This window comes from Galbitalea sp. SE-J8 (genome assembly GCF_030345695.1).
Taxonomy (GTDB): Bacteria; Actinomycetota; Actinomycetes; order Actinomycetales; family Microbacteriaceae; genus JAUASV01.
Window position 1 is genome coordinate 54649 of the sequence record NZ_JAUASV010000017.1, and the last position, 17919, is coordinate 72567.

Annotated in this window: 18 protein-coding genes; 3 read left to right on the forward strand and 15 right to left on the reverse strand. The window is 71.7% G+C overall.

What is annotated here, in order from left to right; all coding sequences use genetic code 11:
- Window positions 1-156 precede the first annotated feature (156 nt).
- Complete coding sequence (locus QT381_RS11470) at window positions 157-759, forward strand: alkylhydroperoxidase domain protein (RefSeq protein ID WP_289249079.1); 603 nt, start codon at window positions 157-159, stop codon at window positions 757-759.
- Between the two features lie 450 nt (window positions 760-1209).
- On the opposite strand, the gene QT381_RS11475 is transcribed toward QT381_RS11470, so the two are convergent.
- The 5 genes from QT381_RS11475 to ribD all read right to left on the reverse strand — a co-directional run bounded on the left by QT381_RS11475 (window position 1210) and on the right by ribD (window position 6492).
- Window positions 1210-2604 carry an MFS transporter gene (locus tag QT381_RS11475; protein WP_289249080.1) on the reverse strand — a complete coding sequence of 465 codons (1395 nt, stop codon included), beginning with the start codon at window positions 2602-2604 and terminating at the stop codon, window positions 1210-1212.
- 318 nt (window positions 2605-2922) lie between these two features.
- A complete protein-coding gene (ribH, locus tag QT381_RS11480) occupies window positions 2923-3396 on the reverse strand; it encodes a 6,7-dimethyl-8-ribityllumazine synthase (protein WP_289249081.1) in 474 nt (157 codons plus the stop codon).
- Window positions 3393-4757 carry a GTP cyclohydrolase II gene (ribA, locus tag QT381_RS11485; RefSeq protein WP_289249082.1) on the reverse strand — a complete coding sequence of 455 codons (1365 nt, stop codon included), beginning with the start codon at window positions 4755-4757 and terminating at the stop codon, window positions 3393-3395. The genes ribH and ribA overlap by 4 nt, the downstream gene beginning before the upstream one ends.
- Window positions 4754-5464: a riboflavin synthase gene (locus QT381_RS11490; RefSeq protein WP_289249083.1), complete on the reverse strand. Its 711-nt coding sequence runs from the start codon at window positions 5462-5464 to the stop codon at window positions 4754-4756. Before QT381_RS11490 ends, ribA begins: the two co-directional genes overlap by 4 nt.
- Window positions 5464-6492 (reverse strand): bifunctional diaminohydroxyphosphoribosylaminopyrimidine deaminase/5-amino-6-(5-phosphoribosylamino)uracil reductase RibD, encoded by a 1029-nt coding sequence (gene ribD / locus QT381_RS11495; protein ID WP_289249095.1) that lies wholly within the window; start codon window positions 6490-6492, stop codon window positions 5464-5466. The genes QT381_RS11490 and ribD overlap by 1 nt, the downstream gene beginning before the upstream one ends.
- A gap of 573 nt (window positions 6493-7065) precedes the next feature.
- Here ribD and QT381_RS11500 point away from each other — a divergent pair.
- Window positions 7066-7878, forward strand: a complete 813-nt coding sequence (locus QT381_RS11500) for a type IV toxin-antitoxin system AbiEi family antitoxin domain-containing protein (RefSeq protein ID WP_289249084.1) — start codon at window positions 7066-7068, stop codon at window positions 7876-7878.
- Window positions 7879-7934: 56 nt separating this feature from the next.
- Here QT381_RS11500 and QT381_RS11505 read toward each other — a convergent pair whose 3' ends face one another.
- From QT381_RS11505 to QT381_RS11530, 6 genes are all read right to left on the reverse strand, one after another.
- On the reverse strand, window positions 7935-8222 hold the full coding sequence (locus QT381_RS11505; RefSeq protein ID WP_289249085.1) for an HAD family hydrolase: 288 nt from the start codon (window positions 8220-8222) through the stop codon (window positions 7935-7937).
- A 149-nt stretch (window positions 8223-8371) separates the two neighbouring features.
- The gene (locus tag QT381_RS11510; protein WP_289249086.1) at window positions 8372-8668 is read right to left on the reverse strand and encodes an HAD family hydrolase; all 297 of its coding nucleotides are present in this window, start codon (window positions 8666-8668) and stop codon (window positions 8372-8374) included.
- Window positions 8665-9228, reverse strand: a complete 564-nt coding sequence (locus QT381_RS11515; protein ID WP_289249087.1) for a GNAT family N-acetyltransferase — start codon at window positions 9226-9228, stop codon at window positions 8665-8667. Before QT381_RS11515 ends, QT381_RS11510 begins: the two co-directional genes overlap by 4 nt.
- A complete protein-coding gene (gene trpS / locus QT381_RS11520) occupies window positions 9228-10232 on the reverse strand; it encodes a tryptophan--tRNA ligase (protein WP_289249088.1) in 1005 nt (334 codons plus the stop codon). The genes QT381_RS11515 and trpS overlap by 1 nt, the downstream gene beginning before the upstream one ends.
- 61 nt (window positions 10233-10293) lie before the next feature.
- Window positions 10294-11145: an exodeoxyribonuclease III gene (locus QT381_RS11525; protein ID WP_289249089.1), complete on the reverse strand. Its 852-nt coding sequence runs from the start codon at window positions 11143-11145 to the stop codon at window positions 10294-10296.
- Between the two features lie 179 nt (window positions 11146-11324).
- Complete coding sequence (locus QT381_RS11530; RefSeq protein WP_289249090.1) at window positions 11325-12293, reverse strand: YihY/virulence factor BrkB family protein; 969 nt, start codon at window positions 12291-12293, stop codon at window positions 11325-11327.
- Window positions 12294-12357: 64 nt separating this feature from the next.
- Between QT381_RS11530 and ptsP the strand changes: the two genes are divergently transcribed.
- Complete coding sequence (ptsP, locus tag QT381_RS11535) at window positions 12358-14001, forward strand: phosphoenolpyruvate--protein phosphotransferase (RefSeq protein WP_289249091.1); 1644 nt, start codon at window positions 12358-12360, stop codon at window positions 13999-14001.
- 229 nt (window positions 14002-14230) lie between these two features.
- Here the strand turns inward: ptsP and QT381_RS11540 are convergent, their stop codons facing one another.
- The 4 genes from QT381_RS11540 to sdhC are packed head-to-tail and all read right to left on the reverse strand — an operon-like array spanning window position 14231 to window position 17626.
- Window positions 14231-14995 (reverse strand): succinate dehydrogenase iron-sulfur subunit, encoded by a 765-nt coding sequence (locus QT381_RS11540; RefSeq protein WP_289249092.1) that lies wholly within the window; start codon window positions 14993-14995, stop codon window positions 14231-14233.
- A gap of 2 nt (window positions 14996-14997) precedes the next feature.
- Window positions 14998-16809, reverse strand: coding sequence for a succinate dehydrogenase flavoprotein subunit (gene sdhA / locus QT381_RS11545; RefSeq protein ID WP_289249093.1), 1812 nt, complete (start codon window positions 16807-16809; stop codon window positions 14998-15000).
- Entirely contained in the window at window positions 16806-17240 is a 435-nt protein-coding gene (locus tag QT381_RS11550; protein WP_289249094.1) for a succinate dehydrogenase hydrophobic membrane anchor subunit, read from the reverse strand. Before QT381_RS11550 ends, sdhA begins: the two co-directional genes overlap by 4 nt.
- Complete coding sequence (sdhC, locus tag QT381_RS11555) at window positions 17240-17626, reverse strand: succinate dehydrogenase, cytochrome b556 subunit (protein ID WP_289249096.1); 387 nt, start codon at window positions 17624-17626, stop codon at window positions 17240-17242. The genes QT381_RS11550 and sdhC overlap by 1 nt, the downstream gene beginning before the upstream one ends.
- Window positions 17627-17919: the final 293 nt, after the last annotated feature.

Genomic DNA, 17919 nt, shown 5'->3' on the forward strand with positions numbered 1-17919 from the left:
GGTGTTCGCGGTGTTCGCGGTGTTCGCGGTGTTCGCGGCGCACGCGGAGGAGGACTGACATGAGCGACCAGATCGTGCGCCGCCCCGGGCTCGTCGGGGGCTTCACCGTGTTCGCGGTGTTCGCGGTGTTCGCGGTGTTTGCGGAGGAGAACTGACATGACCGACCAGATCGTGCGCTACCCGGGCGTCGTGCGCCCGAACGCGTTCACGGCCGAGCGGCTGGGCTGGCGCCCCTGGCTCGAGCCGAAGCCCGTCGATGACCTCACCGCCGAGGACCGTCACGCGCTCGAGGGGCGCGACGTCACCGATCCGTACTTTCGCGTGCTCGTGCGCGACCCGATCGTGCTCGGCGCCCGCACCCGGGCCGACATCGACATCTTCACAAACGACGAGGGCGGGCTCGACCGCGCCGAGCGCGAGCTCGCCGCCGCCGCCGCGAGTCGCACCAACGGGTGCCTGTTCTGCGCGTCGGTGCACGCCCGCTTCGCGATCGAGCAGTCCGGCCGGCGCGATGACGTGCAGCGCCTGCTCGACGAGGGCATCGACGCCGAGCAGGACGAGCGCTGGACCGCGATCATCGAGGCGTCGGCGGCGCTCACGGCGACGCCGTCGTTCTTCGGACCCGCCCACGTCGAGGCGCTGCGCGCCGCCGGGCTCGACGACCAGGCGATCGTCGACGTCATCCAGTCCGCGGGCTTCTTCAACTGGGCCAACCGCCTCATGCTCTCGATCGGGGAGCCGCTGCCGCCCCGCCGTTGAGCCGGTCGCGCCGGCCCGGGTCGCGCTGGCGCGGTCTCGCTGTTCCGTCCCCGAAAACGAAGGAGCGCGCGCTGTGGGCTCGGTGCGGGTTCTGTCGGTCGGTTCTCGTTCAGAACTCCTGTAGGTCGCGCACCGACCTGGCCGCGGCAGCTGTCGTTCCGCGGGCGGGCCGCGGCGTCGCGTCGATTCCACCGGAGTTCTGAACGGCGCCGCGGCCGGCGCCGCGGGTGGCCCGCCGTTCGCGCTCCCGGGCGTGGTCGACGCTGCAGAAAACGAAGGAGAACCGCGCGCTCACCGTCTTCCGCGTTCAGAACTCCGGAGAAACGCGGGTCGGCGACTCGCGAGATCGGCACGAATCCGCGGAATCCACGGCGGCGGTCGGCCCCGTGACGTCAGCTTCTCCGGAGTTCTGCACCGGGCGCCCGCGCTGAACGGGCGCCCCGGGTCGGGTCACTCGACGATCGTCGCGTAGTCCGAGTCGCGGGTCTCCTTCGACAGGCGCAGCGCGATGAGGGTGATCACCGCGGCGACCGAGGCGTAGAGGCCGACGAAGAACACGCTGCCGTGCGCCGCCTGCCAGAGCGCCACCGCGATGAACGGCGCGACCGCGGCGCCGATGATGCTCGACACGTTGTAGCTGATGCCGGAACCCGTGTAGCGCACGTTGGTCGCGAACAGCTCGGGCAGCGTCGCGCCCATCGGGCCGAAGGTGAGCCCCATGAGCGTGAAGCCCAGGATGAGCCACGCCATCACGCCGACGATGCCGCCGCCGGCGAGGGGCACGAACAGCAGGCCGAACACGACGATGCCCGCGGTCACGACCGAGAGCATGGCGCGGCGTCCGAAGCGCTCGGCGAGCGGACCGGCGAGGAGCGTGAAGATGCCGAAGAACACGACCCCGATGATGAGCATGACGAGGAACTCGGTGCGCGTGTAGCCGAGCCCGGGCACGAAGGCGGCCGCGTTGAAGGGCTTGCCGGCGGCATCCGCCGCGGCCTGCGCCGTCTCGACCGACGCGGCGGTCGTGCCGAACGTGAGGGTGAACGTCGTCATGAGGTAGAAGAGCACGTAGGTCGCGAGCATGATGAACGTGCCCAGGATGAGCTGCCGCCAGCTCGTGCGGAACACGCGACCCAGCGGCATCCGCGCGATGGCGCCCTGCTCCTTGACGGCGGTGAACGCGGGCGCCTCGATGAGGCGGAAGCGCACGTACAGGCCGACGATCACGAGCAGCGCGCTCGCCAGGAACGGGATGCGCCAGCCCCACCCGGCGAACGCCTCCGCGCTCATCGTCAGGTTGAGCACGAGGAACAGGCCGTTCGCGATGATGAAGCCGATCGGCGCGCCGAGCTGCGGGAAGGTGCCGAAGATCGCGCGCTTGCCGGCCGGGGCGTTCTCGGTGGCGAGCAGGGCCGCCCCGCTCCACTCGCCGCCGAGGCCGATGCCCTGCGCGAAGCGGAACACGGTGAGCAGCGCCGGTGCGAGGAACGTCCAGCCCGGCGTCGCGGCACCCGGCAGGCATCCGATCAGGAACGTCGCGATGCCCATCGTGAGCAGCGCCGCGATGAGGGTCGTCTTGCGGCCGACGCGGTCTCCGAAGTGGCCGAACACGATCGAGCCGAGCGGGCGACCGACGAACGCGGCGCCGAACGACGCGAACGAGGCGAGGAGCGCGGTCGTCGCGTCCTGGTTCGGGAAGAACAGGCTCGGGAACACGAGCACGGCCGCCGTCGCGTAGACGTAGAAGTCGTAGAACTCGATCGACGTGCCGATGAGGCTCGCGATGAGCACGCGCGAGCGCGGGTTGACGGGGGAAGGGGGTGCGGATGCGACCGCAGCGGACATGGGAGAACTCCGGAGGAGACGGGGAACGATGGGCGCGAGATCCGCGAAAGCCCGAGGTGGAGGGCCGGCGGATGCGCGGGGTGCCACCGCGCTGGGGCCGACGTGCCCCGGTTCGTGGCCGGGTGCACCCACCTATGTTACGCAGATGTTAACCAATCCGCCGACCGCCGGATGCGCGGGGCCGGGCGAGTCCGCCCCGGGTCGCGCCCGGAGCGGGGCGGACTCGCGGCGTTCCCGAAAACGAAGGAGAACCCGGGTGGTCGCGCGAGAAACGGGGTGGATACCGCGCCCTCGGCACGGTTCTCCTTCGTTTTCGGGTCAGCCGCGGATGCCGCGCAGCGACACAGCCGTCGCGACCGCGGCGTAGGCGGCCTCGGCCCCCTTGTCCTCCGTCGAGTCCGGGTAGCCGGCCCGGTCGAGACCCTGCTGCTCGTCGTCGAGGGTGAGCACGCCGAAGCCGACGGGCTTGCCCGTGTCGAGGGCGACGCGCGTGAGGCCGTCGGTCGCGGCCGCGCTCACGTACTCGAAGTGGGGAGTGCCGCCGCGCACGATGACGCCGAGCGCGACCACCGCATCCGCGCCCGCATCGAGGGCCGCCTTCGCGAGCACCGGCAGCTCGAAACTGCCCGGCGCCGGCACCACGTCGTAGTCCGCGCCGACCGCGTCGAGCGCGCGCTTCGCGCCCGCGAGCAGCCCCGTCGCGATGCTCTCGTGCCACTGCCCGGCGACGATCGTCACGCGGATGCCGCGCCCGTCGATGCCGTTCGCGTCCGGTGCGCCCTCGCCGCTCATGAGTTCCGTCCTTCCGTGGCCGCAGACCCGGCCGTCGTCGTCCCCGCGGACCGCCCCGCAGCCCCGGCCGTCGTCGTCCGCGACCCGGCGCCGTTCGCGAGCACCTGCTCGTCGAGGGCGTCGTTGGCGGGCAGCAGGTGCCCCATCCGGTCGCGCTTCGTCTCGAGGTAGCCCTCGTTGAACCGCCCGACGCCGACGACGAGCGGCACCTGCTCGATGACCCGGATGCCGCGCTCGGTGAGCTGCTGCAGCTTCTCCGGGTTGTTGGTGATCACCCGCGCCTCGCTGATGCCGAGGTCCTCGAGGATCGCGACCGCCGCACCGTAGTCGCGCCCGTCGGCCGGGAAGCCGAGGGCGATGTTCGCCTCGAGCGTGTCGAGTCCCCGCTCCTGCAGGGCGTAGGCCTTGAGCTTGTTGACGAGCCCGATCCCGCGACCCTCATGGCCGCGCATGTAGATGACGACGCCCTCGCCCGCGGCCTCGATCGCGTCGAGCGCGGCGTCGAGCTGCGGGCCGCACTCGCACTTGAACGAGCCGAAGATCTCACCCGTCGCGCACTCGGAGTGCACGCGCAGGAGCGTGCCGTTCGCCGGGTGTCCCTTGACGACGGCGATGTGGTCGGCGCCGGTCTGGCGGTCGCGGTACGCCCGGAACCGGAACGTGCCGTGGTCGGTCGGGATGCTCGTCTCGACCTCGAAGTCGACGCGCGGACTCTCCGGCACGACGACAGCGCACGGCGTCGGCTCGTCCGGGTGCTCGGCGTCGAGGAAGCGGATGAGCTCCTCGATCGTGATGACCGGCACGCCGTCCCGCGCCCCGAGCTCGAGCAGCTGCGGCAGGCGCATCATCTCGCCGTCGTCGCCGACGATCTCGCCGATCGCGCCGACGGGGGAGAGCCCCGCGAGCTTCATGAGGTCGACGGCCGCCTCGGTGTGCCCGGCGCGCTCGCGCACGCCCCCCGGCACCGCGCGCAGCGGCAGGATGTGGCCGGGACGGTGCAGGTCGCCGGGCGTCGAGCCGAGGTCGGCGAGCACGCGCAGGGTGCGCGCGCGGTCGCTCGCGCTGATGCCCGTCGTCACCCGGTCCGCGCTGTCGACGCTGATCGTGTAGTTCGTGCCGCGGGGGTCCTCGTTGGCGGTGACCATGATCGGCAGTTCGAGGCGGTCGGCGATCTCATCCGTCATCGGGGCGCAGATGAAGCCCGATGTGAGCCGGACCATCCACGCGACGGTCTCGCGCGTCGCGAGCTCGGCGCTGATGATGACGTCGCCCTCGTTCTCGCGGCTCTCGTCGTCCGCGACGATGATCGGCTTGCCCGCGCGCAGCGCGGCGAGCGCCTCGGGGATCCCGGCGAGACTCATGACCCGCTCCCTTCGTGGTTGTCGCCCACAACTCCGACGAGCTCGGCCGACCCGGAGATGCCCGCGGAACCCCGGCCGGCCTCATCGGCACCGCCGGCGACCGCCGTCCGGAACTGCAGCATGCGCTCGACGTGGCGAGCGAGGATGTCGGTCTCGATGTTGACGGCGTCGCCGACCGCGAGCGCGCCGAGGGTCGTGGCGGTGAGCGTCTCGGGGATCAGGCTCACCTCGAACCAGCTGCCGGCGGCATCCGCCGGCCCGACCGCGGAGACCGTGAGACTCGTGCCGTCGATCGCGATCGAGCCCTTGTGCGCGACGAGCGGCCCGTGCTCCGGATCGAGCGAGAAGCGGATGACCCGCCACTTCTCACCGTTCTCGATGCTCAGCACGGCGGCCGTGCCGTCGATGTGGCCCTGCACGATGTGGCCGCCGAGGCGGTCGCCGACCTGCGCGGCGCGCTCCAGATTGACGCGCCCGCCCGCAGCGGGGAACGGCTTCGCGACGTCGCTCGTCTCGGCCATGACGTCCGCGGTGAACCAGTCCTCGCCCTGCTCGACGATCGTCAGGCATACACCGCTCACGCTGATCGAGTCGCCGTGCCGCGCCCCCTGCACGGCGAGCGGCGCGCGCACGGTGATGCGGGCCGCGTCGGCACTCGGCGCCCAGGCCGTGACCTCGCCGACCTCCTCGATGATTCCGGTGAACATCAGTGCTGCTCCTTCGGTGCCTCGCGACGCGGGGCGGGTTGTGCGGTGATGAGAACGTCCTCGCCGAGCGATTCGATGCCCGTGAAGACGAAGCGGTGCTGGTTGGCGATCGTGGCGACGCCGGCATCCGTGATCGCGGCGCGCGGTCCGCCGATGATCGTCGGGGCGAGGTAGACGAGCAGGTCGTCGACGAGCCCTGCCGCGACGAACGCGCTCGCGAGGGTCGGGCCGCCCTCGACGTAGAGCGAACGGATGCCGCGCTCGAACAGGTCCGCGAGCGCGGCCCGCAGGTCCCGGGTGCGCAGCTCGACGAGCGGCTTCGGGTGGCGACGCAGCCGCGCGTCGGCGGGCACCGCGCGCTCGCCAATCACGACGGGGACCGGCTGCTTCGGGCTCAGCTCGCCCGCATCCGCCCGCGCGGTGAGGCTCGGGTCGTCGGCGAGCACGGTGCCCGTGCCCACCGCGATCGCGTCGTGCGCTGCGCGCTGCTCGTGCACGCGCTGGCGCGCGGCGGTGCCGGTGATCCACTGGCTCGTGCCGTCGGCGGCGGCCGCGCGGCCGTCGAGGCTCGACGCCCACTTGACCGTCACGAACGGACGCTGCTCCCGCACGGTGATGAGCCACGCGCGCAGGAATGCGGCGGCCTCCTCCGCGTCGACGCCGCCCTCGACCGCGACGCCCGCGACGCGCAATGTGTCGGCGCCGCCGCCGGCCGCCGGGTTGGGGTCGTCGAGCGCGTAGACGACCCGGCTCACGCCCGCCGCGACGAGAGCGCGCGAGCACGGACCGGTGTGGCCCGTGTGGTTGCACGGCTCGAGGGTCACGTAGGCGGTGAGACCGGTGGCGTCCGGGGCGCCGTCGGGTTTCGTCGGCAGCTGCGAGAGGGCGTCGACCTCTGCGTGCGGGGTGCCGACCCCGCGGTGCCAGCCCTCCGCGACGACGCGACCGGCGGCATCCGCGAGCACGCAGCCGACCCGCGGGTTGATGCCGCGCGGACCGTTCGCGGCGAGGCTCAGCGCGCGGCGCATCAGCTCGAGGCGGGGGTCGCGCGGCTCGACGTCGAGGGCGTGCGGCGTCGGCGCGCTTGGGCGCGCGCGATCGGCACCGGCCGCCTCGTCGGGGCGGCGCTCGCGATCGGCGCTGGCGGTCATCCGGGTCTCCTGGTCGGGACTCCGGGGATGACGGGTCGCGGATGCCTCGGGCATCCCGCCCAGCGCCAGCGCCCTCGCGGGCCCGACGCTCGTGCTGCCTCCCATCCGGACTTCGTGGCGCTGTTCTCACGAACTGCGTCACGTCACCGTCGGTGCCGGAGTTCCACCGGCTCAACCGGCGCTCGCCGTTTCGGGCGGGCGCGCGGGTCGCGGACTATCACCGCCGGTTCGGACTCTCACCGACCCCGGAGCACGTTTCTGTCGACGAGTGTAACGCGGGGGCGCCGCGCGTATTCCCGGGCGCCCGCGTTCAGAACTCCTGTGCGGCTCGGCCGGATCGGCCGATTCTGGGCTCGGGCGGGCGGCCGGGCTCTCCTCCACAGGAGTTCTGAACGAGCAGATTCGCCGGCGAGCGGTCGAGGCGCGTCCGCGAGCGCGATCCTCCCGGGCATGAACGAGACCACGATCGCCACCCGCACCGAACTGCTCGCCGCCGGATGGACGGCGCGCAGCATCACCGAGGCCGTGCGTTCGGGCGCCATCGTCCGCCTGCGCAACGGCGTGTACGCCTCGGCCGGGTGCGACCCGAGCGTCGCACTCGCGGTGCGGGTGGGCGGCGTGCTCGGCTGCGCGAGCGCGCTCACCGCGCTCGGCGTCTGGACCCAGTCCCGCGGCCCGGTGCACGTGCAGCTCGACGGCCGGGCGTCGCGGATCCGCCGAGCTCCCCACGGCACGGTGCTGCACTGGCACACCGCACCGCTACCGGGCACGCGCGTGGCCGCCCACCCGATCGACGCGCTCGCCGACGCGTGCCACTGTCTCCCGTTCGAGTTCGCGGTCGCGAGCATCGACAGCGCGCTCAACCTCGGCCTCATCTCGCGCACGGACCTCGAGGTCTTGAGCGCCGCGCTCCCGCGCCGGCTCCGGCGCATCGTCGCTCGCGCGGACGGCCGGTGCATGTCGGGCACCGAGACGATCCTGCGGCTCGCCCTGGAGGACGCCGGAATCGCCTTCGTCCCGCAGGTGCGGATCCCGGGCGTCGGCACCGTCGACTTCGTCGTCGCCGGCCGGATCGTCATCGAGGTCGACAGCCACGCGTGGCACGACTCCGACGAGGCGACATCGCGGGACTACGACCGCGACCTCGCGGCCGCTCGCGCGGGCTACATCGTGCTGCGGCTGCGCTACGAGCACGTCATGTTCCAGCTCGACGCCTCCATGGCCGCGGTGCGATCACTCGTGGCTCTCGTTCAGAACTCCTGACGAATCGGCCGCCTCGGGTCGCGAACCGGCCGAACCGCCCCGCCTGCGCCGATCGATCAGGAGTTCTGAACGCCGGCCAGCGGTGGCAGCTCGCCGAGGGAGTGGATGACGTGCGCCGCTGCCGCGGACGCCTCCGTGCGCTCGGCGATCGTCGCCGTGTGCAGACGGTCGATCCAGACGCCGACGAGCCCCGCGCGGCAGGCGCCGATGACATCTGTGCGCAGCCGGTCGCCGACGTACATCGCCTCGGCTGCAGCGACGCCCGCCGCCTCGCACGCGGCCGTGAAGATTCGCGGGTCGGGCTTCGCAGCGCCGAACTCACCGGATGCGACAACGGGTGACATGCGGTCGGCGAGGCCGATCGCCTCGAGTTCAGAGTCTGAGACCCCAGCTCGCCGTTCGTGATGATCCCGGTCGCAATGCCCGCCGCGTCGAGCGCATCGAGGCACGGAGGCACGTCGCCGTGCAGCGTCCACGACTCGACGTAGTCGGCCTAGTAGGCCTCCCACCAGAGCCGAGCGCCGGCGTCGTCGGCGACGAGCTCGCCGAGTCCGTGCGGGCCGAGAAACGCGCGTGCCCTGGCGAACCGCTGGCCCTCGGAGTCGAGCTCACCCGCGAGATAGCGGTGGTAGTGCTCTTCCTCGAGCGCGCGCCAGCGCTCCACCTCCGCGAGGGCGTCGACGCCGACGAGCTCGGGATGTCGCGTGATCGTTCGTGCGATGCCCCCGTCGACCGCTGCGCGATGAGCGAACAGGGTGTCATCGAGGTCGAACAGAACCGCGCGGATCACGCCGGCCAGCCGAGCTTCGGCTCCCGCGATGCTCCCGCGCGCAGCTCGCCGTGCCAGCACTCGATCGCCTCGCCGGTGCGCGACGGCACCCGCCCGGGACCGACGCCGGTGAACGCGAAGCCCGTCTTCCGGGCCACGGCCATCGACGCGACGTTGCCGACGACGCACTCCCAATGCACGGATGCCGCGCCGCCCGCGTCGAGCGCCCAGCCGCACACCGCCTCCACGGCGCGCGGCATGATGCCCTGGCCGCGGTGCGGGGCGCCGAGCCAGAAGCCGATGCCGCGGGCGCGGTTCGCGCCGACGCCGAGGCCGACGACTCCGAGCAGCGGCGCACCCGGCGCGTGCCGGATCGCCCAGGTCAGCTCGCTCTCGGATCGCCACCACTCCGGCACGAGGCTCTCGACGAAGCCGACGGCATGCTCCCGTCGATAGGGCCAGGGCGTGGTCAGGTATCGCTCGAAGGTCGGGTCCTGGCAGTAGGCGGTGATGGTCTCGACATCAGTCTCGAGCGGGCGGTCGAGCGTCAGGCCATCCGCGACGAGCGCGAAGGGCTTCATCAGCGCCGCCGAAGGAACCCGACCCGATCGTAGACCTCGGCGAGCTTCGCGTCGGCGATGTCCGACGCCCGCGCCGCGGACGCTGCGAGGATGCGGTCGAGCTCGGCCGGGTCGTCGAGGAGTTCGAGGGCTCGCGCCCGGATCGGCGCGAAGGTGGCCGTGACGACGTCCGCCAGCCCGGACTTGAAGTCCCCGTAGCCGCGGCCCGCGTACTCCGCCTCGAGCGACTCGATCGACTGCCCGGACAGGGAGGAGTAGATCGTCAGCAGGTTCGAGATGCCGGGCTTGGCGGCGACGTCGTAGCGCACCGACCCCTCGGAGTCGGTCGTCGCGCCCTTGATCTTCTTCGCCGTCTTTGCGGGGTCGTCGAGCAGCCAGATGACGCCCTTCTCGCTCGAGGCGGACTTCGACATCTTGTTGGTCGGCTCCTGCAGGTCGTAGATGCGCGCGGTCTCCTTCGGGATGACCGGAGCCGGGATCGTGAACGTGTCGCCGAACCGCGCGTTGAACCGCATCGCCAGGTCGCGCGTGAGCTCCACGTGCTGGCGCTGGTCGTCGCCGACGGGCACGTCGACGGCGTCGTAGAGCAGGATGTCGGCGGCCATGAGCACGGGGTAGGTGAACAGGCCGACGCTCGTGGCATCCGTGCCCTGCTTGGCGGACTTGTCCTTGAACTGGGTCATGCGGGCGGCCTCGCCGTAGCCCGTGATCGTGTTGAGGACCCAGGCGAGCTCGGTGTGGGCCGGCACGTGCGACTGGATGAACAGGATCGACCGAGCCGGGTCGATCCCGGCGGCGATGTACTGCGCCGCGGTGCGCCGGGTGGCCTCGCGCAGTTGCGCGGGATCCTGCGCGACCGTGATCGCGTGCAGGTCGACGACGCAGAACACGGCGTCGTGGCTGTCCTGCATGTCCCGCCACTGCACGAGCGCCCCGATGTAGTTGCCGATCTGGAGCGAATCGGCGCTGGGCTGCATGCCGGAGAACAGGCGGGGCTTCGTCACCGCCCCATTCTTCCAGGTGCGAACGGATGCCGGGGGCGCGCGGGCCGGACGGCGGTCGCGGCTAGATGGCGTAGTCGACGACGACCGGTGCGTGGTCGCTCCACCGGGTGTCCCACGCGGAGGCGCGGTCGACGGCGTAGGAGACGACGGATGCCGCGAGCGGCTCGGTCGCGACGTGGTAGTCGATGCGCCAGCCGGTGTCGTTGTCGAACGCCTGTCCGCGCTGGGACCACCAGGTGTACGGGCCGTCGACCTCGCCCGCGTGGCGGCGGCCGACGTCGACCCAGCCGAGTCCCTCGCGCGTCGAGCCGTCGACGGCCTCGAACGATCCCGGCGCGTGGAAGAACGCGTCGAAGTACGCGCGCTCCTCGAGGAGGAAGCCCGCGTTCTTGCGGTTGCCCTTCCAGTTGCGGATGTCCAGCTCGCGGTGCCCGACGTTGAGGTCGCCGACGATGAGCGCGTAGCGGGAGTGGGCGGCGAGCTCCGGCATCCGTGCGGTCATCGCGTCGAGGAACCTGTACTTCTCGACCTGCTTGTCGGTGCCGGCCTCGCCGGAGTGCACGTAGGTCGAGACGACCGTGATGATCGCGCCGTCGTCGAGCTCGTAGTCGGCCTCGAGCCAGCGTCCGGCGGAGTCGAAGTCGTCGTCGCCGAGGGCGACTCGGTGGATCGTGGCGCGGCGGCGGGATGCGATCGCGACCCCGGCGCGGCCCTGTGCGGTGGCGGCGTCGTGCAGCAGGTCCCACTCGTCGCCGAGCAGCGCCTCGAGGTCTTCCGTCGACGCGCGCACCTCCTGCATCGCCAGGATGTCGACCCCGCGCGTCGCGAGCCAGTCGCCCATGCCCTTGCGGTACGCGGCCCTCACGCCGTTGACGTTGACGGATGCGACGCGGAGCGGCTTGACGGCAGGCACGCCCCGATCCTAGGGACGCCCGCCGACAGTCCCGAAAACGAAGGAGGACCGGCGCGATCCGGGTCGGATGCGCGGCCCCGCCGCCGATACGGCTCGATCCTCCTTCGTTTTCGGGGGCGGAGACGCTCAGCGCTTTTCGGGGGCGGAGACGCTCAGCGCCTGCCGCGCGACGCGGCCGCTCAGCGCTCGCGGCGGACGCGCGGGCGCTGCAGCGCGGGACGGGCGTGCCGCGGCATCCGTTCCGCGTCCTTCGGCACGACCGAGATGCCGCGGTCGGCGAGCGAGACCGCGACGAACGACGCCGCGATGAGCAGCGCCTGGCAGAGGACGTTGAAGTAGATCAGCAGGCCGATGATGACGACGAACGATCCGAGCAGCGGGTTGGCGCCCGCGCCGCCGAGCACGCCGAGCTGGAACAGCACGGTGAGGAGGGCGGCCCCCGCACCGCCGATGAGCGCGCCCGGCACGAGCTGGCGGCGCGGGATCCGGATGCCCGAGTGCAGCGTCAGCAGCACCCCGACGACGAGCGAGTCGAGCGCGAGCGCGACGGCGATCGAGACGACGCGTCCCGCGACGTAGCCGAGGTCCGAGTCGGACGGGATGCCGACGAGTGATAGCAGCGCCCCCGTCGCCCCGGTGCCGAGCACGGTGACCCCCGTCGACACGATGACGACGACCGCGAAACCGACGAGCAGCGCCAGGTCGCGCAGCTTCAGCAGCACGCCGTTGACCCGCGGCGGAGGCAGCGAGAACATCTCTCGGATGGCGTCGCGTGCGCTGGAGAGAAAGCCGAGGGCGGTGAGCAGCCCGCCGAGGAGCGCCACGATGCCGGTCCAGCTGAACGTCGGCGACTGCAGCAGATCATCGGGATCGATGGCGCCACTCGCGCCGCCGGTGGAGATGAGGCCCGGGACGGTGTCCGCCACCGCGCCGACGAAACTGGCGCGCAGCTGGTCGTCGCCGGCGAGCACGAGTCCCGCGACCGAGAACGCGACCCACACCGCCGCGAACACCGAGAACAGGGCCGAGTAGGCGAGTCCGCTCGCGAGGATCGGCCCGCGATGACCGGTGTACGACTGGAACGCCCGCACCGGACGCAGCGCCAGCACGCGCCGGATGAGCCGCTGAACGCCCCCCGCACCCGCCATGCGCTCACCCTAGTTTCGGCCGCACTAGGCTGGGCGAGTTCGCCGTCCGACGGAGGTCTTTCCCATGGAACTGCACGGAATCGGGGTGGGTCGCGGGGTCGCCGTCGGCCCCGTGCTCCGGATGCCCGATCCGCTTCCCGAGCCCGTCGACGACCGCTTCGCGGGCGACCCCGACGCCGAGTACGCGCGCGTGACGGATGCCCTCGCCGCGGTCGCGGACGAGCTGCGCACCCGAGGCGCGCACGCCGGCGGCGACGCGCAGGAGGTGCTCGAGGCCGCGGCCATGATGGCGGCCGACCCGACGCTCGCCGACAACGTCCGCGAGCTCATCGGGGGCGGCAAGACGGGCGAGCGCGCGGTGTTCGAGGCGTTCGCGGCGTTCCAGGAGCTGCTCGTCGGCATGGGCGGCTACATGGCCGAGCGCGCCACCGACCTCGGCGACGTCGCCCAGCGCATCATCGCGCGCCTGCGCGGGGTCGCGGCGCCGGGCGTGCCGGTCAGCGACGAGCCGTTCGTGCTCGTCGCACCCGATCTCGCTCCGGCCGACACGGCGACCCTCGACTTCCGGGTCGTGCGCGCGCTCGTGACGCGCGACGGCGGCCCCACGAGCCACACCGCGATCCTCGCCCGCGCGAACTCGATCCCCGCGATCGTCGGCGTGACGGGTGTGCTCGACCTCGCCGACGGCACCATCGTCATCGCGGATGCCGGTTCCGGCACGGTCGTCGTCGACCCGTCGACGGATGCGGTGGCCGACGCCGAGCGCCGCATCGCGGAACGCGCGACCGCGGCATCCGCTCCCGTCACCGACGGCGCGCTCGCGGACGGCACCCGGGTGCCGCTGCTCGCGAACCTCGGCGATCCGGACGAGGCTGCGAACGCCATCGCGCTCGGCGCCGAGGGCGTCGGGCTGTTCCGCACCGAGTTCCTGTTCCTCGACGCGACGAGCGCGCCCACGGTCGAGCAGCAGGAGGCGAAGTACACGGCGCTGCTGTCGCAGTTCCCCGGCAGGAAGGTCGTCGTGCGCTGCCTCGACGCGGGCGCCGACAAGCCGCTGTCGTTCCTCAACGACGCGCACGAGGAGAACCCGGCGCTCGGGCTGCGCGGCCTGCGGGCGCTGCGGGCCAGCGAGCAGATCCTGCGCGACCAGCTCACGGCGCTCGTGCACGCCCAGGACGCGACCGAGGCGGACCTCTGGGTGATGGCGCCGATGGTCGCGGATGCCGAGGAGGCCGCGTGGTTCGTCGCGCTCGGCAAGGAGCTGGGCCTGCGTACCGTCGGGGTGATGGCCGAGGTGCCGTCGCTCGCGCTCGTCGCCGAGCAGGTGGCCGAGGTGAGCGACTTCGTGTCGATCGGCACGAACGACCTGACCCAGTACACGCTCGCCGCCGACCGGATGCTCGGCACGGTCGCCTCGTACCAGGACCCGTGGCATCCGGCGGTGCTCCGGCTCGTGCAGCGGCTCGGCGAGGCGGGGGCCGCGGCGGGCAAGGGCGTCGGCATCTGCGGTGAGGCGGCGGCCGACCCGCAGCTCGCCGTGGTGCTCGTCGGGCTCGGCGCGACGACGCTGAGCATGACGCCGGCGGCGCTCGCCGACGTACGGGCGGAGCTCGCGACGGTCACGCTCGAGCAGGCGCGCACGAAGGCTCGGGCTGCGCTCGCCGCGCGCTCGGCGGCCGGCGCCCGGGACGCGGCCGCAAACGCCTGAGGCCAGCGGCGCCGCCGGCCGTGCCGGCCGGTCCTGTTGGTCGGCGCCGGGCATGGTCCGTCCCGAGCGCAATGAAACGCGCGCGCACCCGGGCGCTGGCGCGCCCGGCGCTGGGGTCGCGGCGACGCTGGCGCGTCGCCCCTAGCTCCACCGCGCGCGTCGCTGCTATGCGCGACTCCTCGGTCGCAGGCTCCCTCGGCGCGGTCACGCGCGACGCTTCGCGTCGCTGCTATGCGCGACCGCGCATCACAGCCTGCTTGACTTCGGCGATCGCCTTCGTCACCTGGATGCCGCGCGGGCACGCCTCCGAGCAGTTGAACGTCGTGCGGCAGCGCCACACGCCCTCGCGGTCGTTGAGGATGTCGAGGCGCACGCCCGCGGCGTCGTCGCGGCTGTCGAAGATGAACCGGTGCGCGTTCACGATCGCCGCCGGGCCGAAGTACTGGCCGTCGGTCCAGAACACGGGGCACGACGAGGTGCACGCGGCGCACAGGATGCACTTCGTGGTGTCGTCGAAGCGCTCGCGGTCGGCCACCGACTGGATGCGCTCCTTGCCCTTCTCCGGCTTCGAGTTCGCGACGAGGAACGGGTTGATCTGGCGGTAGGACTCGAAGAACGGCTCCATGTCGACGACGAGGTCCTTCTCGAGCGGAAGTCCCTTGATGGCCTCGACGTAGATCGGCTTCGTGATGTCGAGGTCCTTGAGCAGCGTCTTGCAGGCGAGCCGGTTGCGGCCGTTGATGCGCATCGCGTCGGAGCCGCAGATGCCGTGCGCGCACGACCGGCGGAACGTCAGCGAGCCGTCCTGCTCCCACTTGATCTTGTGCAGCGCGTCGAGGATGCGGTCGGTCGAGTACATCTCGACGTCGAAGTCCTGCCAGCGCGGCTCGGTGTCCACATCCGGGTCGAAACGGCGGATGATGAGCGTCACCGTGAACGGCTTGATGGGCGCGTCGGCCGCGGGGGCGGCATCCTCGAGCACTGCGGTCGCCATGTTCAGTACTTCCGTTCCATCGGCTGATAGCGGGTCATGCGCACGGCCTTCCAGTCCAGCTTGATGTGGTCTGCGGCATCCGCGCTGTGCGGGTCGCCGGTCAGGTAGGCCATGGTGTGCTTCATGTAGTTCTCGTCGTCGCGCTTCGGGTAGTCGTCGCGCATGTGGCCGCCGCGGCTCTCGAGCCGGTTGCGGGCCGAGTAGACGACGACCTCGGCGAGGTCGAGCAGGAAGCCGAGCTCGATCGCCTCGAGCAGGTCGGTGTTGAAGCGCTTGCCCTTGTCCTGGATGGCGACGTTCCGGTAGCGCTCGCGCAGCCCGTGGATGGTGTGGGTCACCTTCTCGAGGCTCTCGTCGGTGCGGAACACCTGGGCGTTCTTGTCCATCTCCTCCTGCAGCTCCTTGCGCAGCGGGGCGATGCGCTCGGTGCCGACGGAGTCGCGCAGCTGGGCGACGAGCCCCGCGACGAACGCGGCCGGGTTCTCGGGCAGCGGCGTGAAGTCGACGGTCGTGACGTAGGCGGCCGCGTTGTTGCCGGCGCGCTTGCCGAACACGTTGATGTCGAGCAGCGAGTTCGTGCCGAGCCGGTTCGAGCCGTGCACCGACACGCACGCGCACTCGCCCGCGGCGTACAGGCCCGGCACGATCGTCTCGTTGTCGGCGAGCACCTCGGCGTTGTTGTTCGTCGGGATGCCGCCCATCGCGTAGTGCGCGGTCGGCATCACGGGCACGGGCTCGACGACGGGGTCGACGCCGAGGTAGGTGCGGGCGAACTCGGTGATGTCGGGCAGCTTCGTCTCGAGCACCTCGGCGCCGAGGTGCGTGCAGTCGAGCAGCACGTAGTCCTTGTGCGGACCGGCGCCGCGGCCCTCCGCGACCTCCTGCACCATGCACCGGGCGACGATGTCGCGCGGCGCGAGGTCCTTGATGGTGGGGGCGTAACGCTCCATGAAGCGCTCGCCATCGCCGTTGCGCAGGATCGCGCCCTCGCCGCGCGCGCCCTCGGTGAGCAGGATGCCGAGGCCGGCCAGTCCGGTCGGGTGGAACTGGAAGAACTCCATGTCCTCGAGCGGCAGCCCCTTGCGCCAGATGATGCCGACCCCGTCGCCCGTGAGCGTGTGCGCGTTCGAGGTCGTCTTGTAGATCTTGCCGAAGCCGCCCGTCGCGAAGATGATCGCCTTCGCCTGGAAGACGTGGAGCTCGCCCGTCGCGAGCTCGTAGGCGACGACGCCCGACGGCTTCCCGTCGGTCATGACGACGTCGAGCGCGTAGAACTCGTTGAAGAAGTTGATGCCGAGTCGCACGCAGTTCTGGAACAGGGTCTGCAGGATCATGTGGCCCGTGCGGTCGGCGGCGTAGCACGCGCGGCGCACCGGGGTCTTGCCGTGGTCGGCGGTGTGGCCGCCGAACCGGCGCTGGTCGATCTTGCCCTCGGGCGTGCGGTTGAACGGCAGGCCCATGTTCTCGAGGTCGATGACGGCGTCGATCGCCTCCTTCGCGAGGATCTCCGCGGAGTCCTGATCGACGAGGTAGTCGCCGCCCTTGATCGTGTCGAAGGTGTGCCACTCCCAGCTGTCCTCCTCGACGTTCGCGAGGGCCGCGGCCATGCCGCCCTGCGCGGCGCCCGTGTGCGAGCGCGTCGGGTAGAGCTTGGAGATGACCGCGGTGTTGGCCTGCGGTCCCGCCTCGATCGCGGCCCGCATCCCGGCGCCGCCCGCGCCGACGATGACGATGTCGTGCTGGTGGTAGTGCACCCCGTCGATCAGTGTCCCGTCTGCGACGCCCGGGCCGCCGCCCTGGAACTCGATCGTCACTTGCACACCGTCCCGAGGGTCGCGGCCGTGTCGGGGTCGAGGCAGGGGTCGAAGGTCGTGAGCACGAGGGTTCCCAGGATGAGGAGGACGATGGTCGCGGCCGCGAGCAGGATGAGGAACACCCTGCGCAGCCCCGGGGTGGCGTAGTCGTTGATGATCGTGCGCATGCCGTTGGCGCCGTGGATGAGGGCGAGCCAGAGCAGCAGCAGGTCCCAGACGATCCAGAACGGGTTCGCCCACTTGCCGGCGACGAATGCCCAGTCGATCGCCTGCACGCCGTCACCGGCGAACAGGTTGACGAACAGGTGGCCGAAGATGAGCACCACGAGCACGACGCCCGAGCCGCGCATGTAGATCCAGCCCCACTTCTCGATGTTGAAGCGACGGCGCGGAGCGGGCTCGCCCGAGCGGGGCAGCGGGAAGCTCGTCATCACTCGCCTCCGAAGATGTGCATGAACTGGCGCGGCAGGAAGCCCGCGAGGAGCACGACCCACAGCACGATGACGATCCAGAACAGCAGCTTCTGGTGCCGGGTGCCCCAGCCCCAGAAGTCGACGAGGATGATGCGCAGGCCGTTGAGGGCGTGGAATCCGATCGCCGCCACGAGCGCGGCCTCGCCGAGGCCCATGATCGGCGTCTTGTAGGTGCCGATGACGGCGTTGTACGCCCCCGGGCTGATGCGCACGAGCGACGTGTCGAGGATGTGCACGAGAAGGAAGAAGAAGATCGCGACACCGGTGATGCGGTGCAGCACCCACGACCACATGCCCTCGCGGCCGCGGTACAGCGTTCCGGACGGCCGGCGCGGGGTGACGATCTTCGGCGTGCGCCGATCGACGGCGGCGGACTGGGCCGACGCATCCTGAGCCGACGTGGTCACCGATCACCCCTCTCGGTCGCCCCGGGACGACGCTCGCAGTTCTGCCATCGAACGGGGACAAGTCTAGGACGGCGGTTCGAGGCCCCGGAACGGACCGGCCGGTAAGGAGGACCTAACCGCCGCGGACGGGGGGCGCGGGCGTGCGTGGGGCGTGGGCGTGGGTGTGGGGCGCGGGTGCGGGGCGCGGGCGCGGGTGTGGGGCGTGGGGCGCGGGTGCGGGGCGCGGGTGT